The sequence below is a fragment of the Methylobacillus draconifructus genome (genome assembly GCF_045984385.1).
In the GTDB taxonomy this organism is placed as follows: Bacteria; Pseudomonadota; Gammaproteobacteria; order Burkholderiales; family Methylophilaceae; genus Methylobacillus; species Methylobacillus flagellatus_A.
In genome coordinates, this window is the sequence record NZ_JBJQIJ010000003.1 from 172,933 (window position 1) to 195,161 (window position 22,229).

22 protein-coding genes and 1 tRNA gene are annotated in these 22,229 nt (G+C 60.0%); 7 read left to right on the plus strand and 16 right to left on the minus strand.

The window, feature by feature from the left end; all coding sequences use genetic code 11:
• Positions 1-4: 4 nt before the first annotated feature.
• From rpsR to ACKF11_RS07210, 7 genes are all read left to right on the plus strand, one after another.
• Positions 5-232: a 30S ribosomal protein S18 gene (rpsR, locus tag ACKF11_RS07180; protein ID WP_011479550.1), complete on the plus strand. Its 228-nt coding sequence runs from the start codon at positions 5-7 to the stop codon at positions 230-232.
• 11 nt (positions 233-243) lie between these two features.
• Positions 244-690, plus strand: coding sequence for a 50S ribosomal protein L9 (gene rplI / locus ACKF11_RS07185; protein WP_309565157.1), 447 nt, complete (start codon positions 244-246; stop codon positions 688-690).
• 123 nt (positions 691-813) lie between these two features.
• Entirely contained in the window at positions 814-2,202 is a 1,389-nt protein-coding gene (gene dnaB, locus ACKF11_RS07190) for a replicative DNA helicase (RefSeq protein WP_309565158.1), read from the plus strand.
• A gap of 2 nt (positions 2,203-2,204) precedes the next feature.
• Positions 2,205-3,278, plus strand: coding sequence for an alanine racemase (alr, locus tag ACKF11_RS07195; protein WP_407996511.1), 1,074 nt, complete (start codon positions 2,205-2,207; stop codon positions 3,276-3,278).
• Positions 3,278-4,639 carry a DNA repair protein RadA gene (gene radA, locus ACKF11_RS07200; RefSeq protein WP_407996512.1) on the plus strand — a complete coding sequence of 454 codons (1,362 nt, stop codon included), beginning with the start codon at positions 3,278-3,280 and terminating at the stop codon, positions 4,637-4,639. Before alr ends, radA begins: the two co-directional genes overlap by 1 nt.
• A gap of 167 nt (positions 4,640-4,806) precedes the next feature.
• Positions 4,807-4,896: transfer RNA gene (locus ACKF11_RS07205), tRNA-Ser, on the plus strand.
• A 394-nt stretch (positions 4,897-5,290) separates the two neighbouring features.
• Entirely contained in the window at positions 5,291-5,722 is a 432-nt protein-coding gene (locus ACKF11_RS07210; RefSeq protein ID WP_407996513.1) for a hypothetical protein, read from the plus strand.
• A gap of 167 nt (positions 5,723-5,889) precedes the next feature.
• On the opposite strand, the gene ACKF11_RS07215 is transcribed toward ACKF11_RS07210, so the two are convergent.
• From ACKF11_RS07215 to ACKF11_RS07290, 16 genes are all read right to left on the minus strand, one after another.
• Positions 5,890-6,384: a type II secretion system protein gene (locus ACKF11_RS07215; protein WP_407996514.1), complete on the minus strand. Its 495-nt coding sequence runs from the start codon at positions 6,382-6,384 to the stop codon at positions 5,890-5,892.
• Positions 6,371-6,772, minus strand: coding sequence for a type II secretion system protein (locus tag ACKF11_RS07220; RefSeq protein ID WP_407996515.1), 402 nt, complete (start codon positions 6,770-6,772; stop codon positions 6,371-6,373). The genes ACKF11_RS07215 and ACKF11_RS07220 overlap by 14 nt, the downstream gene beginning before the upstream one ends.
• A gap of 2 nt (positions 6,773-6,774) precedes the next feature.
• Entirely contained in the window at positions 6,775-7,260 is a 486-nt protein-coding gene (locus tag ACKF11_RS07225; protein ID WP_407996516.1) for a type II secretion system protein, read from the minus strand.
• Complete coding sequence (locus ACKF11_RS07230) at positions 7,257-9,164, minus strand: secretin GspD/PilQ domain-containing protein (RefSeq protein ID WP_407996791.1); 1,908 nt, start codon at positions 9,162-9,164, stop codon at positions 7,257-7,259. Before ACKF11_RS07230 ends, ACKF11_RS07225 begins: the two co-directional genes overlap by 4 nt.
• A 50-nt stretch (positions 9,165-9,214) precedes the next feature.
• Positions 9,215-9,748 carry a hypothetical protein gene (locus tag ACKF11_RS07235; RefSeq protein ID WP_407996517.1) on the minus strand — a complete coding sequence of 178 codons (534 nt, stop codon included), beginning with the start codon at positions 9,746-9,748 and terminating at the stop codon, positions 9,215-9,217.
• A complete protein-coding gene (locus ACKF11_RS07240; protein ID WP_407996518.1) occupies positions 9,745-10,296 on the minus strand; it encodes a type 4a pilus biogenesis protein PilO in 552 nt (183 codons plus the stop codon). The genes ACKF11_RS07235 and ACKF11_RS07240 overlap by 4 nt, the downstream gene beginning before the upstream one ends.
• Positions 10,293-10,817 carry a hypothetical protein gene (locus tag ACKF11_RS07245; RefSeq protein WP_407996519.1) on the minus strand — a complete coding sequence of 175 codons (525 nt, stop codon included), beginning with the start codon at positions 10,815-10,817 and terminating at the stop codon, positions 10,293-10,295. Before ACKF11_RS07245 ends, ACKF11_RS07240 begins: the two co-directional genes overlap by 4 nt.
• Complete coding sequence (locus tag ACKF11_RS07250) at positions 10,817-11,674, minus strand: hypothetical protein (protein ID WP_407996520.1); 858 nt, start codon at positions 11,672-11,674, stop codon at positions 10,817-10,819. Before ACKF11_RS07250 ends, ACKF11_RS07245 begins: the two co-directional genes overlap by 1 nt.
• Positions 11,655-13,370 carry a GspE/PulE family protein gene (locus ACKF11_RS07255; protein WP_407996521.1) on the minus strand — a complete coding sequence of 572 codons (1,716 nt, stop codon included), beginning with the start codon at positions 13,368-13,370 and terminating at the stop codon, positions 11,655-11,657. The genes ACKF11_RS07250 and ACKF11_RS07255 overlap by 20 nt, the downstream gene beginning before the upstream one ends.
• The gene (locus ACKF11_RS07260) at positions 13,367-14,554 is read right to left on the minus strand and encodes a type II secretion system F family protein (protein ID WP_407996522.1); all 1,188 of its coding nucleotides are present in this window, start codon (positions 14,552-14,554) and stop codon (positions 13,367-13,369) included. The genes ACKF11_RS07255 and ACKF11_RS07260 overlap by 4 nt, the downstream gene beginning before the upstream one ends.
• A 21-nt stretch (positions 14,555-14,575) precedes the next feature.
• Entirely contained in the window at positions 14,576-15,022 is a 447-nt protein-coding gene (gene gspG, locus ACKF11_RS07265) for a type II secretion system major pseudopilin GspG (protein ID WP_407996523.1), read from the minus strand.
• A 46-nt stretch (positions 15,023-15,068) separates the two neighbouring features.
• On the minus strand, positions 15,069-15,938 hold the full coding sequence (locus ACKF11_RS07270) for a hypothetical protein (protein WP_407996524.1): 870 nt from the start codon (positions 15,936-15,938) through the stop codon (positions 15,069-15,071).
• 83 nt (positions 15,939-16,021) lie between these two features.
• The gene (locus ACKF11_RS07275) at positions 16,022-17,389 is read right to left on the minus strand and encodes a TolC family outer membrane protein (protein ID WP_407996525.1); all 1,368 of its coding nucleotides are present in this window, start codon (positions 17,387-17,389) and stop codon (positions 16,022-16,024) included.
• 12 nt (positions 17,390-17,401) lie between these two features.
• Positions 17,402-18,781: an HlyD family type I secretion periplasmic adaptor subunit gene (locus ACKF11_RS07280; protein WP_407996526.1), complete on the minus strand. Its 1,380-nt coding sequence runs from the start codon at positions 18,779-18,781 to the stop codon at positions 17,402-17,404.
• A gap of 2 nt (positions 18,782-18,783) precedes the next feature.
• A complete protein-coding gene (locus tag ACKF11_RS07285; protein ID WP_407996527.1) occupies positions 18,784-20,490 on the minus strand; it encodes a type I secretion system permease/ATPase in 1,707 nt (568 codons plus the stop codon).
• On the minus strand, positions 20,487-22,157 hold the full coding sequence (locus tag ACKF11_RS07290; RefSeq protein WP_407996528.1) for a type I secretion system permease/ATPase: 1,671 nt from the start codon (positions 22,155-22,157) through the stop codon (positions 20,487-20,489). Before ACKF11_RS07290 ends, ACKF11_RS07285 begins: the two co-directional genes overlap by 4 nt.
• Between the last annotated feature and the right edge of the window lie 72 nt (positions 22,158-22,229).

The window sequence follows — 22,229 nt, forward strand, 5'->3', positions numbered from 1 at the left end:
CATCATGGCACGTGACATGTTCAAACGCCGCCGCTACTGCCGTTTCTCGGCAGAGGGCATCAAGCAAGTGGATTACAAGGATGTTGATCTGCTGAAGGACTTCATCAACGAAAACGGCAAGATCATCCCAGCCCGTATTACTGGCACCAAGGCCAAGTATCAGCGCCAGCTGACTACTGCAGTGAAGCGCGCCCGCTTCCTTGCCCTCCTGCCATACACTGACAAGCACTAAGAGGTGAGACCATGCAAGTTATTCTGTTGGAAAAAGTAGTTAACCTGGGCAACCTCGGTGACATCGTCAAGGTGAAGGACGGCTATGGCCGTAATTTCCTGATCCCTCAAGGCAAGGCAAAGCGTGCGACCGAAGCCAACAAGGCCGAGTTCGAGGCGCGTCGTGCGGAGCTGGAAAAGCAACAGGCCGAGCAATTGGCTGCTGCGCAGAAGCGTGGCGAGAAGCTGGCTGGCTTCTTGTTGCAAGTTACTCAGAAGGCTGGCGTCGACGGCCGCTTGTTCGGGTCTGTGACCAATGGCGATATCGCTGAAGCGCTGACTGCTCAGGGCTTCGAAGTTTCTAAATCCGAAGTGCGCTTGCCAGAAGGTCCGCTCAAGGCGATTGGCGACCACCAGATCAGCATCGCGCTGCACCACGATGTTGTTGTCGAGATCACTGTTTCCGTGCTCGGCGAGTAATACTACATCCGGCTTTCAAGCCATCGAAAGGGCTGCCATCGGCAGCCCTTTTGTTTTGAAGATTCCAGCGCATATTGCCGAGAACGGGCAACCAACCCGCAAGCCTAATTGTTATAATGCGCCATGGCTGACGACACACTAGAATCCCTGAAACTTCCCCCGCATTCCGTAGAGGCAGAGCAATCAGTATTGGGCGGCCTGCTGCTTGAAAATGAGGCGATGGACCGCATTGCCGATATCCTCGGCGCCGACGATTTCTACCGGCATGACCACAAACTGATCTTCCAGCACATCAGCCGCTTGTTCGAGCGCAGCAGGCCGGCCGATATCGTGACCGTGGCCGAATCGCTGGAGAATTCGGCCGAGCTTTCCAGCGTAGGCGGGCTGGCATACCTCGCGGCATTGGCGCAGAACACGCCGACCGCGGCCAATATCCGCCGCTATGCCGAAATCGTGCGTGAAAGGTCAGTAATGCGCAAACTGGTCGAAGTCGGTTCCAATATTGCCGAGAGCGCCTACAACCCCTTGGGACGCGACGCCCAGCAGCTGCTGGATGAGGCCGAAGCCAAGATTTTCCAGATTGCCGAAGGCGGCAAGCGCTCGACCCAGGGCTTCCTGGATATGAAGACCCTGTTGCCGCAAGTGGCGGACCGTATCGATTACCTTTACCAGCGCGACAACCACAGCGACGTCACAGGCATCCCCACTGGTTTTACCGACCTAGACGGCATGACCTCGGGCATGCAGCCCGGCGACTTGATCATTGTCGCCGGGCGCCCATCCATGGGCAAGACCTCGTTCTCGCTCAATATTGCCGAGAATGTCGCTCTGGACACTGGCCTGCCTGTCGCCGTCTTCTCCATGGAAATGGGCGCAACGCAGCTGGTGACCCGTATGATCGGCTCCATCGGTAAGCTGGACCAGCACCGCATGCGCAACGGCAACCTGGAGGACGAAGACTGGGTGCGCCTGACGACCGCGCTCGGCAAGCTGAACGAGGCGCCCATCTATATCGACGAAGGCGCCGGCCTGAGCTCATTCGAAGTGCGCGCACGCGCGCGCCGCCTGCACCGGCAAGTGGGCAAGCTGGGCCTGATCGTGATCGACTATTTGCAGTTGATGACAGGCACCTCCTCCGGCGGCGGCAGGAGCGAGAACCGCGCCACGGAAATTTCCGAAATCTCGCGCTCGCTCAAGGCCCTGGCAAAGGAACTGGATGTGCCCCTGATCGCCTTGTCCCAGCTCAACCGCAGCGTTGAGCAGCGCCCTGACAAGCGCCCGGTCATGTCGGACTTGCGCGAGTCCGGCGCGATCGAGCAGGATGCCGACTTGATCCTGTTCATTTACCGGGACCAAGTATACAACCCGGACAGCCCGGACAAGGGCACCGCCGAGATCATCATCGCCAAGCAGCGTAACGGCCCGATTGGCCGCGTGCGCCTGACCTTCCTGGGAGAAAACACCCGTTTCGAGAATTTCGTGGGGCAATACCACGACAACTATGACGAATAAGCATGCGTGCGACCAAAGCGACGATTGACCTGGGCGCGCTGCGCCACAACCTGAATCTTGTGCGCGAGCGTGCGCCGGGCTCCAGGGTGCTGGCGGTGGTCAAGGCGGATGCTTACGGCCACGGCCTGTTGCGAGCAGCGCCAGGCCTGGAGGACGCTGACGGCTTCGGCGTGCTGCGCCTGGGCGAAGCCCTGGCTTTGCGTGAAGCGGGCTATAGCCAACGCCTGCTATTGCTGGAAGGGGTGTTCGGCACGGATGAGCTCGATGCCGTCGCCCAGCACGACATCAGCATTGTCGTGCACAACGAGCAGCAGCTCGCCATGCTAGAGGAGAGGGCGGGCGCGCCAGCCAAGCCTATCTCGGTATTCCTCAAGATGAACAGCGGCATGAACCGGCTGGGATTCAAGCCACAGGCTTACAAACAAGCCTTGCAGCGGCTGGAGGCTTGTCCTGCGGTAGCAGACGTTTGCTTGATGACGCATTTTGCGACAGCGGATGACGAGCAGGGCATCGCCGGGCAGCTCAATGTATTTGATGCTGAGACAGCCGGGCTGAGCCATCCCGTCAGCCTAGCCAATTCCGCTGCCATTTTGCGCTTCCCGGAGGCGCATCGCGACTGGGTCAGGCCGGGCATCATATTGTACGGCGCATCGCCGGTATCGGGCGTCGGCGCGGCTAGTTTCGGGCTGCGGCCTGTGATGCGCTTTACTAGCGAAGTGATCGCTGTGCAAACGCTGGAGGCCGGGGATATCCTCGGATACGGCGCGCGTTTCACCGCGACGCAGACAACCAGGGTTGCCATCGTCGCCTGCGGCTATGCGGACGGATATCCGCGCCATGCGCCCAACGGCACGCCTATCGCGGTTGGCGGACAACTCACCCACACCCTGGGACGCGTCTCCATGGACATGCTGTTTGCGGATATCACGCAGTTGCCCGATGCCGGAGTCGGCAGCGAGGTGGAGCTCTGGGGCGAAACGGTGCCGGTGGATGCGGTTGCCGAGGCTGCAGGCACGGTAGGGTACGAGTTGTTGTGCGCGGTGGCGCCGCGCGTGGTGTTCAAGGTGACAGGCTGATGGCGAAGGCAAAAACGGTTTATAGCTGTACAGAGTGCGGCGGGCAAACCCCGAAGTGGCAAGGGCAATGCCCCTCGTGCATGGCATGGAATACCTTGGTCGAAAGCGTGGTTGAAGCCACCCCTAGCCAGAACCGCTATGCAGCGCTTGCACAGTCCAGCGGCTTGCAGAAATTGGCCGATGTCGAGGCTGCGGACGTGCCGCGCCACCCGACCGGCATTCACGAATTCGATCGCGTCCTGGGCGGAGGTCTGGTGCCGGGCGGCGTGGTGCTGATTGGGGGAGATCCCGGCATCGGCAAGTCCACCTTGCTATTGCAGACCCTGTGCCATATCGGCAGCATGCGCAAGGCTCTTTACGTTTCGGGCGAAGAGTCCGCGCAGCAGATCGCCATGCGCGCCAAGCGCCTGGGGCTTGACGCCGGCCCGGTCGAACTGTTGGCGGAAATCAGCCTGGAAAAAATACTGGCCATCTTGCAGCAACACAAGCCCGAAGTAGCCGTCATCGACTCGATACAAACCATGTATTCCGAGGCCTTGCAGTCTGCGCCCGGTTCCGTGGCGCAAGTCCGGGAATGTTCCGCGCAGCTGACGCGTTTTGCCAAGCAGGCGGGCGTGACCATGATCCTGGTCGGCCATGTCACCAAGGAAGGCTCGCTCGCAGGGCCGCGCGTGCTGGAGCATATAGTCGACACCGTACTGTATTTCGAAGGGGACCAGAACTCCAGCTTCCGGCTGGTGCGCGCCTTCAAGAACCGTTTTGGCGCCGTGAACGAACTGGGCGTGTTCGCCATGACGGAGAAAGGCTTGCGCGAGGTCAGCAATCCCTCGGCGTTATTCCTGTCGCACCATGCAGAACAGGTGGCAGGTTCCTGCATCACCGTGACGCAGGAAGGCAGCAGGCCGCTCCTGGTGGAAGTGCAGGCACTGGTGGACGAGGCGCATGCGCCCAATCCCAAGCGCCTATGCGTCGGCCTGGAGCAGAACCGGCTTGCCATGCTGCTGGCCGTCCTGCACCGCCATGCCGGCGTAGCCTGCTTTGACCAGGACGTGTTCATCAATGCCGTCGGGGGCGTCAGGATCAGCGAGCCCGCCGTGGACCTCGCGGTGCTGCTTGCGATTGTCTCCTCGCTGAAAAACAAACCCCTGAACAATAAATTGATCGTGTTCGGCGAAGTCGGCCTGGCAGGCGAGGTCCGCCCGGTACAGCGCGGCCAGGAGCGTCTGCGGGAGGCCGCCAAGCTCGGCTTCACCCATGCGATAGTCCCCAAGTCCAACTTGCCCAAGCAGGCAATTGAAGGCTTGGACGTCAAAGGCGTGGAGCGCCTTGATCAAGCCTTGCAGCTATTGCGTAACGGATGACTGTGGCTGCGGCCTGTTATAACCTGATGATTTGGTATGGGTAAATGGAGTATTGCCCAAAAATTGTAACCGTCTGCAATTGACTGGATCGTAAAAAATACGCGTTTTCTTGGGCAAAACGCTTGGTCAGCACCGGAGATTTAATATATAATCCGGCCTCGTTTTGCGGAGAGGTGGATGAGTGGTTTAAGTCACCACCCTGGAAAGGTGGCACAGGGGCAACTCTGTCGAGGGTTCGAATCCCTCCCTCTCCGCCAGATTACTTAAGACCCCGATATATCGGGGTTTTTGCATTTATAGGCTATCAATTCAAGCCTGGGCGGCAATCTTCCAAGGTGCTCAATGTCATGCAGTCCTTTTACTAAGTCAGTAAAGATGGTCACCGTACGCCTGAATGAAATTCCTACAGTTGTTTCAGTTATCCCTGGCTTATTTTATCTCCTGGTTTCAAGCACCATTCCTACAAGCATGAAACTTAAGCGAGTATCGCTTCAGCATGTTGGTGGCGCATTATTTCCAATCTCTTAACGGAAAAATTCTTTCTATTTCTATTCCTTGCCAAGGAGGACTGAACGATGAAAGCTAACCCTTTAGTGTTATTGGCTTTAACGGTTGCATATCCGGTAGCAGCTGATATGGCGCAAGATAATATTGTCATTGCAGGCGCAGCAGGAACAGGTGCAGCAGGAACAGGTGCAGCAGGAACAGGTGCAGCAGGAACAGGTGCAGCAGGAACAGGTGCAGCAGGAACAGGTGCGGCAGGAACAGGTGCGGCAGGAACAGGTGCGGCAGGAACAGGTGCGGCAGGAACAGGTGCGGCAGGAACCTCGCCTAGTACTTCTCCAAGCACTTCACCCGGCGGTACAACAGGTACAACAGGTACAACAGGTACAACAGGTACAACAGGTACAACAGGTACAACAGGTACAACAGGTACAACAGGTACAACAGGTACAACAGGTACAACAGGTACAACAGGTACAACAGGTACAGGCGTTCAAGGATCGCCAGGGGATCCGACCAATACGGGGTCGCCAGGCAGGCCGGCAACGGCGCCAGGCACTCCTCCCGGCGCACCAATAGGGGCTCCCTCCAGTCCTGGCTCTACTTTCGATAATGGGGCAGACCCGTATGGGCAAGGAAATGGTGGAAGGGTAGGACCCTAAGAGCGGTTGAATGTTGTTGATTGAATTAAATCACCCGTCTTGATAAAGATCGAGACGGGTTTTTCATGTTTGTTATTTTGTTATTTATTCAAGCGCCGGGGATGAGCTGTTGTCTGTCTCAGGCATATAGGCAAATATCCAGTCTATATAGGCTTTTTTCTTTTCAAATTCCTGGTAGGGCGGCGGGAAGTTCCGGGTTTTGAAAGGGCGTTCGCCCGAGAGGCTATATATGCCCATGATGCCGCCGCTAGGCGCATAAAGCAGGCCCCAGCCTTCCCTTTGCGTGACGGGGTCGATATAGAGTTTGCGCAAATGGCGTTGCGGAGTGGGGAAGCGGTTGTCTTTTAATAGCGAGTCCAATGTAGGCGGAAACTGTTTTACCATGCCGGGAGACTGGTTGTAATAGGACCCGATGGCTTTGCGTATGGTGTCGCCTACCTTCATCAGCTCCTGCTCGCGCTCGCGCCGCTGCATGTCGCTCCAGCGGTTTCCCGCTTCAGCCAGGGCCAAGCCCATGAGGATGATCACAAGCAGCGCGCCCATCAGCGCCATGCCTTGCTGTCGCCTACCATTCGGCATAGTAGCTCCCGTCTGCGGCCATGGCTTCCGAGCCGCTGCGGATGTCGTATATTTCGCCCGGGATATTGGCATCCTCAGGCGGCACCAGCATCCAGGTCTCGGCGCTTTCGGTAATGGGGTCTTCCGGGATCGCGCGCAGGTACTTGCGTTCCACCAGGTCGTACAGGGTATCGGGATAACGCCCGGTATCGCTGTAGAACTTGTCGATGGCATCGCGCATGACGATGAGGTCATGCTTGAGAGAGTTTTCGCGGGCGCGGTCTATGCTGGAGAAATAGCGCGGAGTGACCAGGCTCAGCAGCGTGGCGATGATGGCAAGCACCACTAGCACTTCGATCAGGGTGAATCCCAGTATCCTTGCTGGTTTTTGTCCTGGACTTGGCCGCATGCTCACCATTCCCGGTACGGCTGCTGGTTGAGCCCGGTATCGCCCGAGAGGGAGTAGACGTCGTAGACATCCTCGCCCTCGGCAGGCTCCTCGAACGAGCTGGCATAGCTGCGCTTGCCCCAGGTGGCTTCATTCGGCAGCTCGGGGTCGGAGGCGAACGGGTCGCGCGGAATGCTGCGCAGGAAGTGGATTTTCCGCTTCTTGGGATCGCGCGGGTTTTCCACGCCCTGCACCAGGATTTGCAGGCTGGGAGGGTAGCCGGATTGGCCGGGAGTTTTCTTGATCAGGCCGTCATCCACGGCTTTCTTGTAGGCGTCGATCGCATCGCGCAATTGCCAGAGGTGGCGCTTGAGTTCCTGTTCCTTGGCACGCTTGGCCGTCACCTGCATCACGGGCGCGGCCGAGCTGAGGATCAGCGCCAGCAGCACCAGCGCCACCATGAGCTCGATCAATGTAAAGCCGTAAGAGGGTTTTAAGGACTGCTTCATTGTCGCTCGTCCGGGCTCGCAATGTCTTCCACCGGACGCATGACCGATCCGGCAAAGGAGCGATCCGACTCGGCGCGTTCGGCCTGGATTTCCTGCGGGGTCTTGACCGGCGCAGCAGGTGCGGCTTGTGCGGTGACGGCGCCTGGTTCCGCGGCCCGGCCCGGCCTAGATGCGCTGCGGTCTATCCCGGCCGGGAAGGTCGTGTAGATGGCATTTTCCGGGGTGAGGTTGCTGATGATGCGAGGCGTGATGAAGAGGGCGATCTCTTTCTTGCTCAGGTCGTTGTTATTGTTGTTGAACAGTTTGCCGACCAGCGGCAGCTTGGAAAGTCCTGGCACGCCATTTGTGATCTTCTGTTCGTCGTTGCGCATCAGGCCGGCAAGGATTTGTGTTTCCCCATCCTTCAGTCGCAGGATGGTGCTGGCGTTGCGGGTGCCTATGGTATAGGTGACGGTGCCTGAGCTCGTCTCCATGCGGTCGGTCTGGTTGCTGACCTCCAGGCCGATCTTGATCGACACTTCATCGCGCAGCAGGATGGTGGGTTCGACGTCGAGTTTGACCCCTACCTCGATGTAGTTCACCGTCTGCGATACGAAGCCGGTGGAGTTGGCGACGCTGGTAAGCACCGGGATGCGGTCGCCGACGTGTATCTTGGCTTTTTCGCGGTTCTTGACGCGGATATGCGGGTTGGCGAGCAGGTTGGTATCGGTGTCCTGCTGCAGCAGGTTCAATGCCAGCACCGGGTCGCTGATGCTGAAGACGCCGAGGTTGGAATTGAAGTTCTTGAGCTCGTTGATGGTGAGCTTGCCTGGCGTGAGCGTGGTGGTGCCGTTGACGGTATCGCGACCCTGCACGCCGAGGCTGGCATTGGTGGGATAGCGGATGCCGATATTCTCCAAGCTGCGGCGGTTGATTTCCAGCACCTCGACCTCGAGCATGACTTCCGGCTCGGCCATGTCTTGCGACATGATGAGTTTTTCCGCGGTGCGGATCGCTTCCGGCGTATCCCGCATCACCAGAGTGTTGAGCTTTTCGTCGATATAGATGTCCTTGGTCTTCACCACGGTCTTGATCATGGCCATGAGCTTCTTGGCATCGGTGTTGCTCAGGTAGAAGCTGCGCACGAAGGTTTCCTGGTATTCCTGGCTGCGGCTCAAGGGATAGATCAGCAAGGTGTTGTCATTGAGCACTTTCTTGCCGAGCTGGTTGCTCGCGAGGATGACATCGATGGCTTCCTCGATCGGCGTATTGCGCAGGAATACGCTGGTGCGCTGGTCGCTGCGCAGTTCCTGGTCGTAGGTGAAGTTGATCGCGGCGGCCTGCGAGATGAACTCGAATACCGACTTGATGGTGACATCCTTGAACTCCAACGAAATCGGACGCTTGAAGGATGAGCGGATGTGAGGCGGGTTCACCACCTTGTCCATGCGTTTCTGCTCGATCTGCTCGAACAGGGCGCGCGCACTGCGGTTGCTGGAGTCTTCCGCCAGCACGGTGCGGGCCAGGTTCTGCGCGCCTTCCCAGTCCTGCTTGGCGAGCAGTTCGTCGGCGCGCTGCATCATGGCGTCGTGCGTGGTGGCGATGCGCATCTGCTGGATGCCGTTCTGCGCGCGCTGGTTCTGGCTGTCGAGTTCGAGCACGCGCCGGTAGGCGATATCGGCTTCGCCCCAGCGCTTTTGCTGCTTGAGCTGGTCTGCCTCTTTTAACAGAATAGCAAGCTGGATATCCTGCTGCTGCTTGAGGTAGTTGCGGTATTCCGGATTGTCGGGGAAGGTGCGCACCAGGCTCTTGAGCCGCTCTATCCCGGCTTCGACCTGGCCGGCGTTGATCATGTCCCTGGCTTGCTGAAACTCCAGGTTGGTCTGGTTCTGCCGCATTTCCGTGCCGGAGCAGGCGGCGAGCATGATTACGATAAATACCGCGCTTAATTTCAGGCTTGCGTGCGATGTGGTGTTCAATGGCTTTCTCCAATCATCAATGGCACATCAGCACGCAATGGCTGATAGCTCAGGATCATGCGGGAAGGGGTGATTTCCTTGATCTTCCAGTCGCCGACGATATCGCCGGTCTTGACGCTGACATTTTTTTCTCCGACAGAGAGAAAGACGGTGAATTGACCGTGATCCTCCAGCTTGCCTGCATAGGTGAAGGGGAGCGGGGGAATTTCCATCGCCTGCTGCACGATGGGTTGTTGTGCGGTTTCGGCCTGGGCGATGAGTTGCCCGCCGCCGAATAAATTGTGCTCGCTGTCTTGCCAGGGCGCGCGTTGCAGTCGGGCCACGTCCAGTGAGTTCGCACCTGCTGGCCGGGCCTCCGCAGACATCCTGGATTTCGGCAGGCCCTTCATATCGGTACGCGAACCCTGCGGGCGCGCCGCCGCGACTTGCACCTCGTCGGCCTGCTTGTCATTCAAGGCGGTCCACACCGTGGCAGCCAGCGTCATGGTCAACGCTGCCCACACCAGCCGCTGTCTCGGCGTCTGCTTCATTGCCCGTCCTTGCGCAGGTAGAGCGTGAGTTTTAACCTGGCTTCGACATGGTCGCTCAGCATGTCTTCGCGCTTGAGCGAGATATCGTTCAGCGCGGCCGATGGCAGGGTGTTCATGACGTCGGCGATGAAGCGGCGGATGTCGAGGTATTGTCCCTGTAGCGGCAGGCTGAGCTGGTACTTGGAGAACGCTGCCGATGATTGCCGACTCAGGCTGTAGTCGACCTTTTCCGGCACCAGGCCGTGCTGCTCTGCAATATCCAGCACCTGGTTCAGCAGGATGGTGGCTTCGCTCTCGCGCGGCAGGAACTGGTAGAAGGAATTGAGCGAGGCCTGCGGCGAACGGTCTATCCACTGGCCCCGGTGCTGTGGCATGGCGCGGTGCATGGCGGCGACATCAAGTTTGAGCTGCTGCAATGCCCTGGCATGCGGCCAGGCATAGGCGAGGGCAACGAGCAGACAGGCTGCCATCAGGCCCAGCCCCAACTTGCTGAGCCCGTCGAGCTGGCCGAGGCGGTAGCGCAGTTTATGCAGTTTGCCTACACTCATGGCTGCTGTACCCATACGGCCTCCACTACGAAACGCACCGGCATGGGCTGGTCGTGATGAAACTCATGCGACATCAGCAGCACGTCGTTGAATACGGACTGCTCGGAGAGGCCGCGCACGTATTTGAACATATTGACCACTTCATTGGTATTAGCCGTAATCCTCAGCTTGTGCAGCCTGGCGTTGGGCTCGATGCTGGCGAGCTTGATATCCGCGACCTTGATGTTTTCCAGCGCCAGGAACAGTTTCTGCCACGGCAAGGCGAGCTCGTGCATGGCGGCTTGCACTGCCGCGATCTCTTGCTGCTTGGCTTGGTCTTCCTTGGGGTTGAGCCTGGGAGCGCTGACCGGGGCCTGCATCTGCTGCAGGTCTGCGTTCAGCTGTTCGCGCTCCGAATTCAATTGCTGCATCCAGCCCAACAGCGCGATGCCGCAGGCCGCCGCTAGCAACAGCATCACGACTCCCTTGATAGGCCGGTCTTGCAGCAGGGGGGCGTGGTTGATGGAGATGACGGGTAGCATTACTGCCATGCCTCCATACCGTGTTGGTCTTGCGAGGAGGGCAGGATGTTGTGCACCTTGCGCCCGGGAAGCTGGAGCGCTGGCCGGCCGTCCGTGGCGTAGAACACGATAGGCCATTCGCTGTTGTCCACGCCTGCGATGATGGATTCGCGGTCCAGCAATGCCTGCAACTGGTTTTCGATGTCGCTTTCCGCGGCATAGCTCTGCAGGCTCAGCCACTGCCCGTGCTGCACCAAGGCGATGGTGATGCGGTCGTTTTCTAACATGACCAGGTTCAAGGCGTCGGGTAAAGGGGTGCGCGCCAGCTTGCGCCGGATGACGTCGGTGGCGATCATCAGGTGGGGATGGATGTGCTGCACCGGCATTCGCGCTTGATTGAACTCATCGCGCAGGGCTTGCAGCAGCTTCTCGTCAATGGCGCTGGCAAAGGTCGGGTGGCCGTAGGCCACCGGCGTGGTGCGGATGTCCCAGGCGCGTGAAAACTCGCCGTAGACCTGCGTGAAGTAATGCCTGACGAATGCGCTTTGCTCCTTGCGGGTATGCAGGCTGGCGTTCCATGGCACGATGGCATAGTGCGCGAAATAGTTGGAGACCACCACCCTGGGCTGGCAGCCTCGCCATTGGCGGCTTTGCAACTGCTGGTGCAGGCTGGAAACCGCCGGATGCCAGAATTCCCGGTTCTGGAACGACTCGCTGGTTGAGCGCAATGCAATATCTTCTTTTGCCACGACCCTGGCCTTCATGCCGCGCTTGATCCTGAGCATGGTGAGCGTGCGCGGCTGGATCAGGACGCGCAGCTCGTCCCGCCATGGAAAGGCCCACGAGGCGGAAGGCCAGCTAAACGAGCGAGGTAACACGGTTGATCTCCTGTAGGGTGGTTTCGCCGCGCTTGACCATGTCGAGCGCGGCTTCTCGCATGGTGCGGGTACCGTTTGCGCGCGCGGCTTCCTTGACCTTGCGCACCGGCTCCCGCGTGATGATGAGCTCGCGGATGACGTCGTTGAACACCAGCAGCTCCGCCACGGCCTTGCGCCCCTTGTAGCCGGTGCCATGGCATTGCCCGCAGCCCTGGCCGGCGCGGAAGCGGTATTCGTCGATCGACTCCGGCGCAATACCGGACTTGGCGATCAAGGCGGGGTCGGGCGTGTCGTCGATGGCGCAATGTGGGCATATCGTGCGCACCAGCCGTTGCGCCATGATGCCGTTGATCGCAGAGACGAAGCTGTACGGATCCACGTTCATGTTGGTGAAGCGGCCGATGACGTCGAATACGTTGTTGGCGTGCACCGTGGTCAAGACCAGGTGGCCTGTCAGCGCGGATTGCACCGCGATCTGCGCGGTTTCCGCATCGCGGATTTCGCCCACCATGATCTTGTCCGGGTCGTGGCGCAGGATGGAGCGCAGGCCCCGCGCGAAGGTCAAGCCCTTCTTCTCGTTCACCGGGATCTGCAGCACGCCGGGCAACTGGTATTCCACCGGATCCTCGATGGTGATGATCTTGTCCTGGCCGTGGTTGATCTCGGAGATCGCGCCATACAGCGTAGTGGTCTTGCCACTACCAGTTGGCCCGGTGACCAGCAGCATGCCGTAGGGCTCCTCGGCCAGCAGGCGGAAGCGCGCCATGATGTCCGGTTCGAAGCCCAGCACGTCGAGGCTCAACCCCTGCGCCTGATCTGAAAGCGCCTTGCGGTCGAGGATGCGCAGCACCGCGTCCTCACCGAACACGCTGGGCATGATGGAAACGCGCAGGTCGACTTCGCGCCCGAGCGCCATGACCTTGAAGCGGCCATCCTGCGGAATGCGCCGCTCGGCGATGTCGAGCTCGGACATCACCTTGATGCGCGAAATGGCTTGTTCCGCCTGCATCACGCCGTGGATGCTGCCCACGCTGCTCAGCACGCCGTCGATGCGGTACTTTATGGTCAGGCCGTGCGCGTCGGTCTCCATATGGATGTCGCTGGCGCCTGCCTTGAGCGCGTCATACAGGGTGGAGCGCACCAGCTTCACCACCGGCGAGGTGTCTTCTGCGATCGAGCGTAAGGAAATGTCCTCGATGGCGCTGCTGCCGCTCTCGCTTTCTACCTGTTCCGGCACCAGGCCATCCATGGCGCGCATGCTTTCCTCGAAACGGGAAAGGAAGGCGGCAATATCCTTGCGGTGGGCGATGCTCCATTGCGCAGGCTCGGGCAGCAGTTGATTCATGCGGCTGTATAGCTGCGCATCGAAAGGGTTGGCATGCACCATGTGCAGCTTGCCGGCCTCGTCGCGCAAGGCGAGGCATTCCTGCCTGCCGGCCTCGGCAAAAGGCAGCAGCTGGAAATCCGGCTGCCACTCGTACATTTGCAGGATGCCGAGCACGGGGTAACGCATGAGCCTGCCAAGCGCATGCATAAAGGTGTCGGCATCGAGGCCGGAAATCTCTTCCAGCACGTCCAGCAGCGGCTGTTTGCCTTGCTGCGCCAACGCGCGCGCCTGCTGCACTTTCTCCAGCTCAATCCGGGCGAGGCCGGAACTGGCCTGGAGCAGGGAAGGGTGATCCAGCGGCTGGTTCATTGTATGCTCCCGGCCAGGTCGAAAATCGGCATATACATGAGCACCACCACGACACCGATGATCAGCCCGATCACCACCATCAGCAGCGGCTCCAGCAAGCGCGTGAACCAGTCCACGGCGCGGGCGATTTCCTCGTCGTAAAAGCTGCCGATGCGCTCCATCATCTCGCCCATCCGCCCCGTGCGCTCGCCCACGCGCAGTATGCGTAGCGCGATCGAGGTGGTCATGCCGTGCTCCTCCATCGCGCTCGACAGCGGCTTGCCTTCGCGGATGTCATGTTCTGCCAGTTGCAGCTGGTGCTTCAGGCTGGGCTGCAGCAGGGAAGCGACCATCTGCATGCCGGTCACGAGCGGGATGCCGCCTTGCAATAGCATGCCCAGCGTGCGGTAGAAACGCGCCAGCTGGTAGATGCGCATGGTTTCGCCCAGCGCGGGGATTTTCCATAGTTGCTGCAGCAAGGTGTTGCGCACCACAGGGCGGCTCAAGGCCACACCCAGCAGACTAAAGACAATGACGGAGGCCAGCAGGGCGACTTTTCCATGCTCGTGCAGCATACGGCCCCAGGAGAGCAATAATTTCGACATCCAGGGCAGATTGTCCCCGGCGCTTTCATAAATGGCGCTGAAGCGCGGCACAACGTAGCCGAGCAGGAACAACATGACCAAGCCGCCGACGACGATCAGCAATACCGGGTAGATGGAGGCCGTGGTGATCTTCTTCTTGACCGCATCCAGCTGGCCCTGGTAGGTCACATGGCGGTTCAGCGCCTGCACCATGTCGCCGGTGCGTTCGCTGCTGCGGATCAGCGCCACATAGAGCGGGGGGAATGTATTGGGAAACTTTTCCAGCGCGCCCGACAGCGGCAAGCCTTCATAGAGCAAAGCCAGCAATTGCTTGAGCAATGTGCGCGATTCGGCATGGCCTTCTTTCTCCGCCAGGGCCTCGATGGCCTCGACCAGGCTCAGGCCTGAGTCCAGCAGGGACAGCAGCTCCTGGCTGAACAGCATGAGGTTGAACCTGGGCTTGCGCAATCGGGCGCCTATGCCTGCGCTTTCAAGATGCTTCAAGCCCAATACGCTGTAGCCCTGCGCTTCCGCCTGCAGCTGCGCTTGCAAACCATCGCTGGCCTCAAGGGTCAGCGACTGCACTTCTGCGCCGCGTGCGACTTTAAGCTCGAATTTCATGCGCGATGGTATCCGTCAGCGCTACTGCCAGCTCACGATGTCGGCAGATTCCTCGCTGCCGCCCAGTTGGCCATCCTTGCCGAACGACCATAAATCGTAATCCCCATGCTCGCCGGGAGAGCGGTATTGGTAAGGTTTGCCCCATGGGTCCTGCGGCAGGGCTTTCTGCAGGTAAGGGCCATGCCAGCGGGACTCATCCGACGGCTGCGCATTGAGCGCCGCCAGGCCTTGCTCAGTGCTGGGGTAGCCCCCGGTGTCGAGCCGGTATTGGTCCAGCGCCTTGCCCAGGGCCTCGATTTGCGCCTTGGCGGTCTTGGCTTCCGACTTGCCGATCTGGGCGAAATACTTGGGGCCGACGTAGCCTGCCAGCAGGCCGATGATCACCATCACGACCAGCAGCTCCAGCAGCGTGAAGCCGAGGTTCTGCTGTTTCGAAGGCAAGGGCTGCATGGCAGGGCTGTCGGTCATATCAGTTTTCAATGAGCGGGTGCGGGAAAACGGCATGGCGGTGTCCTCAAGGTTGCGGTGTTGTGCTGTTGATTGTGTGACCGGGTACGAAGCCAGGCACACTGAGTTCGATAAAGGGGGCGATGGCCTGGCGCAGGCGGATCACCTGCGGCTGTTCGGCCGGCGTTTCGTTGCTGCAGGGCGCTTTCACGTACAGCATGGGCGAGGCCGGGCGCTTGGGCAGGCCGACCAACGTCGTGAAATTGACCCAGTCGTCGTTCAGGGAAGCGGTTTGCTGGCTGAAGGAAGGGACGGCGCGCCCGGTGGTTTCCACGCCGTTGATGGCGTCGCTGAAGGCAGGCTCGGTAAGCGGCTGGCGCTCGTAGCCGGGGCGCTTAAAATACTGCACGGCAGTAAAAGTGCGGCCGATACGGTACACAGATTCTGCCCCCGTGGCATACGTTGCATAGGCGGCTTCGATGTTCTGGCCGGCAAAGCCGCCTCTCGCGATGTCCGTGACGCGGAAGAACTGCCTGCCGGGCAATTGCGCGTTGTAATCGGCATCCGCGCTGGACAATGCCAATACCCTGGTGCCGTAGATGCATTCGCCTACGGCCAGGTTGCGCCAGACTACATCCATCACATTGGCGATCTTCTTGTCCGTTTGCCCTGTCAGCGCATTGTTCATCACCACTTGGCGATTGGCGTGCTTGAGCAGCTTGAAGCCGGGCAGCGGGGCGGAGATTTCGTTGTCGGGAAATATCGCGCAGGTATTGCTATGGCCGACCGTGGGTTTGCGCGGCGCCATATGGCGGCTTTCGGGGTCGAACTTGCCTGTCGTGTTGCAGAGAATATAAGCGCTGCTGCCGTGATCCAGCAGCACACCGCTGATCGGCAGCGGCTCGAAGCCTGTGGCGTGCCCAGTGGACAAGAACATGAGCAGGCCGGTTGCCCAGCAGCACTTGGAACATGTGCCTGGCTTGCTGGATATTGAGTGGGTGGGCATGGCGGGCATCATGGTCAATTCGCCGCAAAATACTGGTTCAATGCATGCAGCTGGGCCTCGTTGAGCATCCCGGCAGCTTGCTTGAGATTGATGATGTCGTTGACCAGCACGTACTGCACGCGGCTGAGTTCCAGCCGGCTGCGAAACAGCTTTTGCTGTGCGTTCAGCACCTCGATATTGGTGCGTGTGCCCGCGGCAAAGCCTTTCTGCGTGCCTTCGAGGGCGACCTCGCTCGATTTCACCGCTTGGCGGTAGGCGGAGAGCGCCAGCAGCCCGCTGCGTATGCTGTTGAGGTATTTTTTCGTATTGGCCTCGATGTCGCGGGTGCGCAGGTTGAGCAGCTCCTCGGCTGCATCCACCCTGTTGAACGCCTGGCGCACGCTGGCGCTGGTGAAGCCGCCCGCGAACAGCGGCATGTTGAGCTGCAACGCAATGGTAGTGGTGTCGAAGCGCGAGCCCAGGGTATTGTTGCTGTCGTTCTCGCTAAAGGAACGGACGCCGACCAAGTCCAGGGTGGGGAAATGCCCGGCGCGCTTTTTCTCCACATCCTGCCTCGCGACTTCCACCGAGAGCCGGGCGGCGGTGATCTCCGGGTTGTTGCCTAGCGCCTGCTGCATCCAGAATTCGAGATCGTCGGAATCCGGCACCCCGGCCGGCAGCTGGGCGATGTTGAGAGGGGCGATGTCGGTGACGGCGATGCCGCTCATATTGCTCAAGGTCTGCTTGAACACCGCCAGCGAATTCTCGGTGGTGATGAGCTCGGCCTGGGCCAGCTCCAGGTTGGCTTGCGCCTCGTTGATCTCGGTTACGGTGCCTTCGCCGTTGTCGTAACGCCGCTGGGCCTGGTCAAGCTGTTGGCTGGTGGCGGCGATATTGGTGCGCAATACCTCCACTTTCTCCTGCGCATACAGGGTTTCGAAATAGGTGGCGGCAAGGCGGCTGATCAACGTGGCGTTTTCCTTGAGCAGCAGGGCTTCCTTGCTTCGCACGTTCGCCTCCGCGCCGCGGTAGGTGGCGATGTTTTCCTTGTTGAACAAGGGCTGTCTCAGGCTCAGCGCATAGTTCTGGATATCATAGTTGAGCCGAGTGTCGATGGCACCCAGGGTGGTTTGCGTGGTGCGGTCCGTAGCGCCGCGGCCGACGCTGGCGCCGAATTGCACCCTGGGCATGAACAAGGCGCGGCTCTTGTTGATCTCCTCGCGTTCCGCCGCCATATTGGCCTCGGCCGCCTTGTACTGCGCATCGTACTGCAAGGCTTTTTCATAGAGGCTGAGCAGATTTTCCGCGGCATGCAGCGGGGTGCTGGCGCAGATTGCCAGTGCGCAGAGCGCGCGCGCCAGCGCCAATCGGTTCAATCTCATGCGGTAACAGCGGGTCATCATCCTGCGGGCTCCTCACTCTTCCTTCATCGAGGCCGCAATCCGCTTCACCAGCGGGTGCATCAGGTAGGTAAGCAGGGTGCGCTCGCCGGTGCGGATCACCACCTGTACCGGCATGCCGGGTTGCAGGCGGCGGTCGCCAAGGGTTTTCATGCCGTCCTCAGTGATGTTGATGCGCGCGAGGTAATAATTGGAAGGCGCCTGGCCGCCCGTGCCGGGGTCTACCAGCAAATCGCTGGAAACCGTCTTGACCTGGCCTTCCAGCAGCAATTGCGGCGTGTTGGAAAAGCTGGAGAAGCGCACGTCCGCATCCTGCCCGGTATGGATCTTGTCGATGAGGTGGGGGGGGATTCGAGCATCGAGGATCAGGGGCTCGTCGAACGGCACGATATCCATGATTTTCTGCCCGGGCTGGATGACTGCGCCGACGGTATGCACCTGCAAGCCGACAACCTGGCCGCTGACCGGCGCAGTGACGGTGATGCGCTGCAACTCATCCCAGAGCGGCTTGTACTTCTCGGCATCGGCCTGCACCGCGAGCTTCACCTGCGCCATCTCGGTGTCGATTTCCTTCTTCTCGGTTTGCTCGCGTGCGGTGATGCGTTGCTGCAGCTCGAGGATGGCCTTGCGGCTGCGCAGGATGTTCGAATCATTTGTCGCGATCATGCCGTAGGTCTGGGCCAGCTTTTGCTCAAGCTCGTTCTGCTGGTTGCGCGGCGCGAAGCCTTCGCTCACCAATTGCCTGATGCCGGCCAGTTGCTGGGTTAGCAGTTCCAACTGCGATTGATAGCTGCCGGCCACCCCCTGGTAGCCTTCGATCAGGGCCTGCTGGCCCTGGATGGATTCGCGCATCGCCTCGACATCGGCGCGCAAGGCCTGCTGGCGTGCACGCAGCAGTTGGGACTGGTTCAGCATGAGCTGCTGCACATAAGGGTCGCCTTGCTGCTTGATCAGCTCTTCATGGAACACAATGCTGCCCGCGCCCAGCTTTTCCGCGAGCAGGCGGCTTTCCTGCGCCAGCAGCCCCAGGTAGCGCTGGCGCACCTCGTCGAAGCGCGCTTTGCTGGCGGTGGCATCCAGCGTGAACAGCACGTCGCCGGCCTGCACCGCCTGGCCTTCGTGCACCATCAACTGGTTGATGATGCCGCCGTTCAGGTGCTGTACGGTTTTATGCCGTCCTTCCACCGTCACCACGCCTTCGGTCGGCACGCCTTCGTCCAGCGGCGCCAAGGCGGCCCAGGCGAGAAAACCGCCAAAACCGAGCAGCAGGATGATAAAGCCCAGCCGGGTAGTGCGCTGTTCATGGTCGTGCCCGCTTGCCTGTTCGTGCAAGGGGATCACCTTGGATTCGTGTGCAGGCGCATCGGGCGCAGTGTGTTGTAAAGGCAGGTTCATGTTTATGCCACCTTGCTTGCCGGGATTTGCCTTGCCCGGTTGAGTTCTGCGATCACCTGGTCGCGCGGGCCATGGCAGACCATGCCGCCCTGGTCGAGCACCAGTAGCTTGTCCGTAATGTTCAGGATGTGCGTACGGTGCGAGACGATGACGATGGCCTTGCCCTGGTTTTTCAGGAGCAGCAGCGCGGTGATCAGGCTGGCTTCGCCTTGATCGTCGAGGTGCGAGTTCGGTTCGTCCAGGATGATGAAGGCAGGCTGCTGGTAGACGGCCCTCGCCAGGCCAAGCAATTGGCGCTGGCCGCCGGAGAGCACAGGCGCCTCGGCGTCGATGCGGGTGTCGTAGCCTCGCGGCAGCCGCAGGATGGCGTCATGAATGCCCGCGGTTTGTGCAGCCTGGATCACCTTCTCCGGGTCCGGCTGCGTGAAGCGGGCAATATTCTCGGCAATGCTGCCTTCCAGCAAGGCGACCTCCTGCGGCAGGTAGCCAATGGCTGCCGCATATACATTGGCAGGCAGACGCGATAGCGCAATGCCGTCGACGAGGATTTCGCCTTCGCGGTTATCGCAGATGCCCGCGATGCAGCGCACCAGCGTGGTCTTGCCCGAGCCCGAGGGGCCGAGAATACCGAGAATCTCGCCCGGCTCGATGTCCAGGTTCAAGGGGCGGAGTAGGGGCTTGCCGCCGGATGCCTTTACGGCCACCTGCACCAGCGCCAGCCTGCCCTTGATCGGTTCGTCCGGCGTCGTCAGGTACGCAGGGTCTTCTTCTCCATGGGCGCTGGCTAGCAGTTGGTCGATGTTGGCGGCAGACGCCTTGGCCTGGATGAATTGCTTCCAGGTGCCCACGATGACGTCGAAAGGCTGCAATGCGCGCGCGATCAGCACGTTGGAGGCGATCATCGCGCCGATCGAGATATCGCCTTTCACCGCCAGCAGGGCGGCCACGCCCAGCATGCCCGATTGCATGGTGTAGCGCGCAAACTTGTTGACCTGCTGATTGCGGCTCTGCACCTGATTTGCCTGGGCGTCCAGCGTATGCCAGCGTGACTGGATGCTGCGCCAGCGCTGCCACAGGGACGGCAGCATGCCGAGAACGTGCAGCGTCTCGATATTGCGCAGCTTGCTGTTGAGGAATTGCAGCCCTTGCTGGCGGGCCTCGGCAGTTTTTTCTAAAGGCCGTGCCGTACTGCGCTGGTTCCAGAGCGCGAGTCCGAACTGGACCAGGCACAAGGCTATTGCCAATGTCCCCAATATCGGACTGAGGACGAACAGTACCGCCACATACAGCAATGTCCAGGGCAGGTCGAAGAAGGCGAACAAGCCGTTGCTGGTGACGAAGTGGCGGATGAAGGTCAGCTCCTGCATGGCCTGGTGCGTACCGTTCAATGCAGGCGCCTGCGTTGCCAGGCCGAGCGAGAACAGCCTGGAGGTCAGCAACTGGTCAAAGCGCACGCCTGCCTTGATCGCGACCATGGAGCGCACCCAGTCTGAAAACGCCATTACCATGAACAGGAACACGGTGATGAGGGTGACGGCGAGCAGCGTCATCTCGCTGCGGCTCAGCAATACCCGGTCATAGAGCTGCAGCAGGTAGAGCGTGGGCGCGAGCATTAATATATTAGTCACCATGCTGAATGCGGCAATGGCCCAGGCTTCACGCCTGAACAGCGCCAGGTAGCCGCGCAGGGAGGCGGGCGGCCTGTTCATGCCTGCATCCTCGGCGTGTTGCCGGCTTGTTGCAACGAGGCCAGCACTTCATCCGGCTTGCCGTAGCGCAGCATCTGGCCCTTCATCATCACCATCATGGTGTCGGCAACGTGCCGGATGCCTTGTAAGTGGCTGATGATGACGAAGGTCGTGCCTTGCGCCTTGAGCGTGCGCACCGCGTGCTGCAGGCATTGCTCGCTGGCTTCGTCCAGGTTGGCATTCGGCTCATCCAGGACCACGACCGCAGGCTTGCCGTACATGGCGCGCGCCAGGCCGACCAGCTGCCTGCGGCCGCCAGAGAGCAAGTGGCCCTCATGGCCGATGCGCGTATCGAGGCCGTCGGGCAAAGCGTCTATCCAGGCTTGCAATTGCAGCAGTTCAACCACGCTTGCCAGCTTCTCCTGGTCTGGCGTGCCGAAGCGGGCGATATTTTCCGCGACCGAGCCGTCTAACAGGGCGATTTCTTGCGGCAGGTAGCCCAGGTGCTGCCCGAGCTCCGCCTTGTCCCACTGGAAGGCATCCACGCCATCCAGCCTTACCTTGCCGGTGCTGGGTTGCAGCAGGCCGACAAGCAATTTCGAGAGAGTCGTCTTGCCGGAGGCGGAAGGGCCGGTAATGAGCAGCACCTCGCCCGGATGCATGCGGAACTGGATATTGCGGAGCAAGGGTTCGCGCGCGTTGTCCGGCAGGGCGTAACTGAGGTTTTCCACCGAGATCTGCCCGGTCGGCGCAGGCAGCGCCATGCCGGGCCGCTTGGCCGGGTGTTGTTCAAGCAATTCGTCTAACCTGCCGTATGCCTGCCATGCATTGGCAAGGCTGCGCCATTGGGCGATGAGCTGGCTGAACGGCGCCAGCACCCGTGCGGCCAGGATAGAGGCGACGATCATCATCGCGGCCCCGTTGATCAATGCCTGGCTGACCACCAGGTAGCAGCCCAGCCCCAGTACCAGTGATGTCAGGGTGATTTGCAGGAATTTCGAATATGCCGCGTGCCGGCCTGCAATTTCGGAGGCCATGGCCTGCTTGCTGAGAAAGGCTTGCTGCTTGTCCTGCCAGCGCGCTTCGAGCGGCGCCTGCATGCCCATGGCCCTTACCACGTCCGCATGCTGTTGGATATTGCTGAAATAACTCTGTGCCGCCAGGGCGTATTGATTGGCTTCCTGCAGTACCGGTTGCACGCGCACCTGGTTGAGCAGTGCGACCACGGTCTGGATTGCCAGGCCGAGCAGGGTCAGGTATCCCAGGCTGCTATGGATGAAGAAGATCGCGACAACGAAGATCACGATGAAAGGAATATCGATCAGGCCGAGCAGGGCGGGGGAGTAGAGTATTTCCCGCAGGCTGCGATAGTCGGCAAACACGCGCTGTGCGGGGAAGCCGGCATTGGCGAGCTTGGCGGCGAATGCGGCATTGAAAATATGATGGTTCAATGATTGGTCGAGCTGGCCGGCTGCTTGCAGCATCATGCCGCGGCGCACCCATTCCAGGCTTTCCATGATCAGGTAAATAAAGACCACCATCATGGTGAGCATGAGCAAAGTGCCAAGATTGCGACTGAAAATCACGCGATCATAGACTTCGAGCATGTACCACGATGGCGCCAACACAAGAAGGTTGGTAAAAAAACCGAAGAAAATCACTCGACGAAAGAGAGAGATGAGATCCATCAAAGACTTCTTCAGTAAGGCGGAGTTGTTGCTTTTAGTCACGTAAACAGTATTCCTGGAAGTAAAAACGTA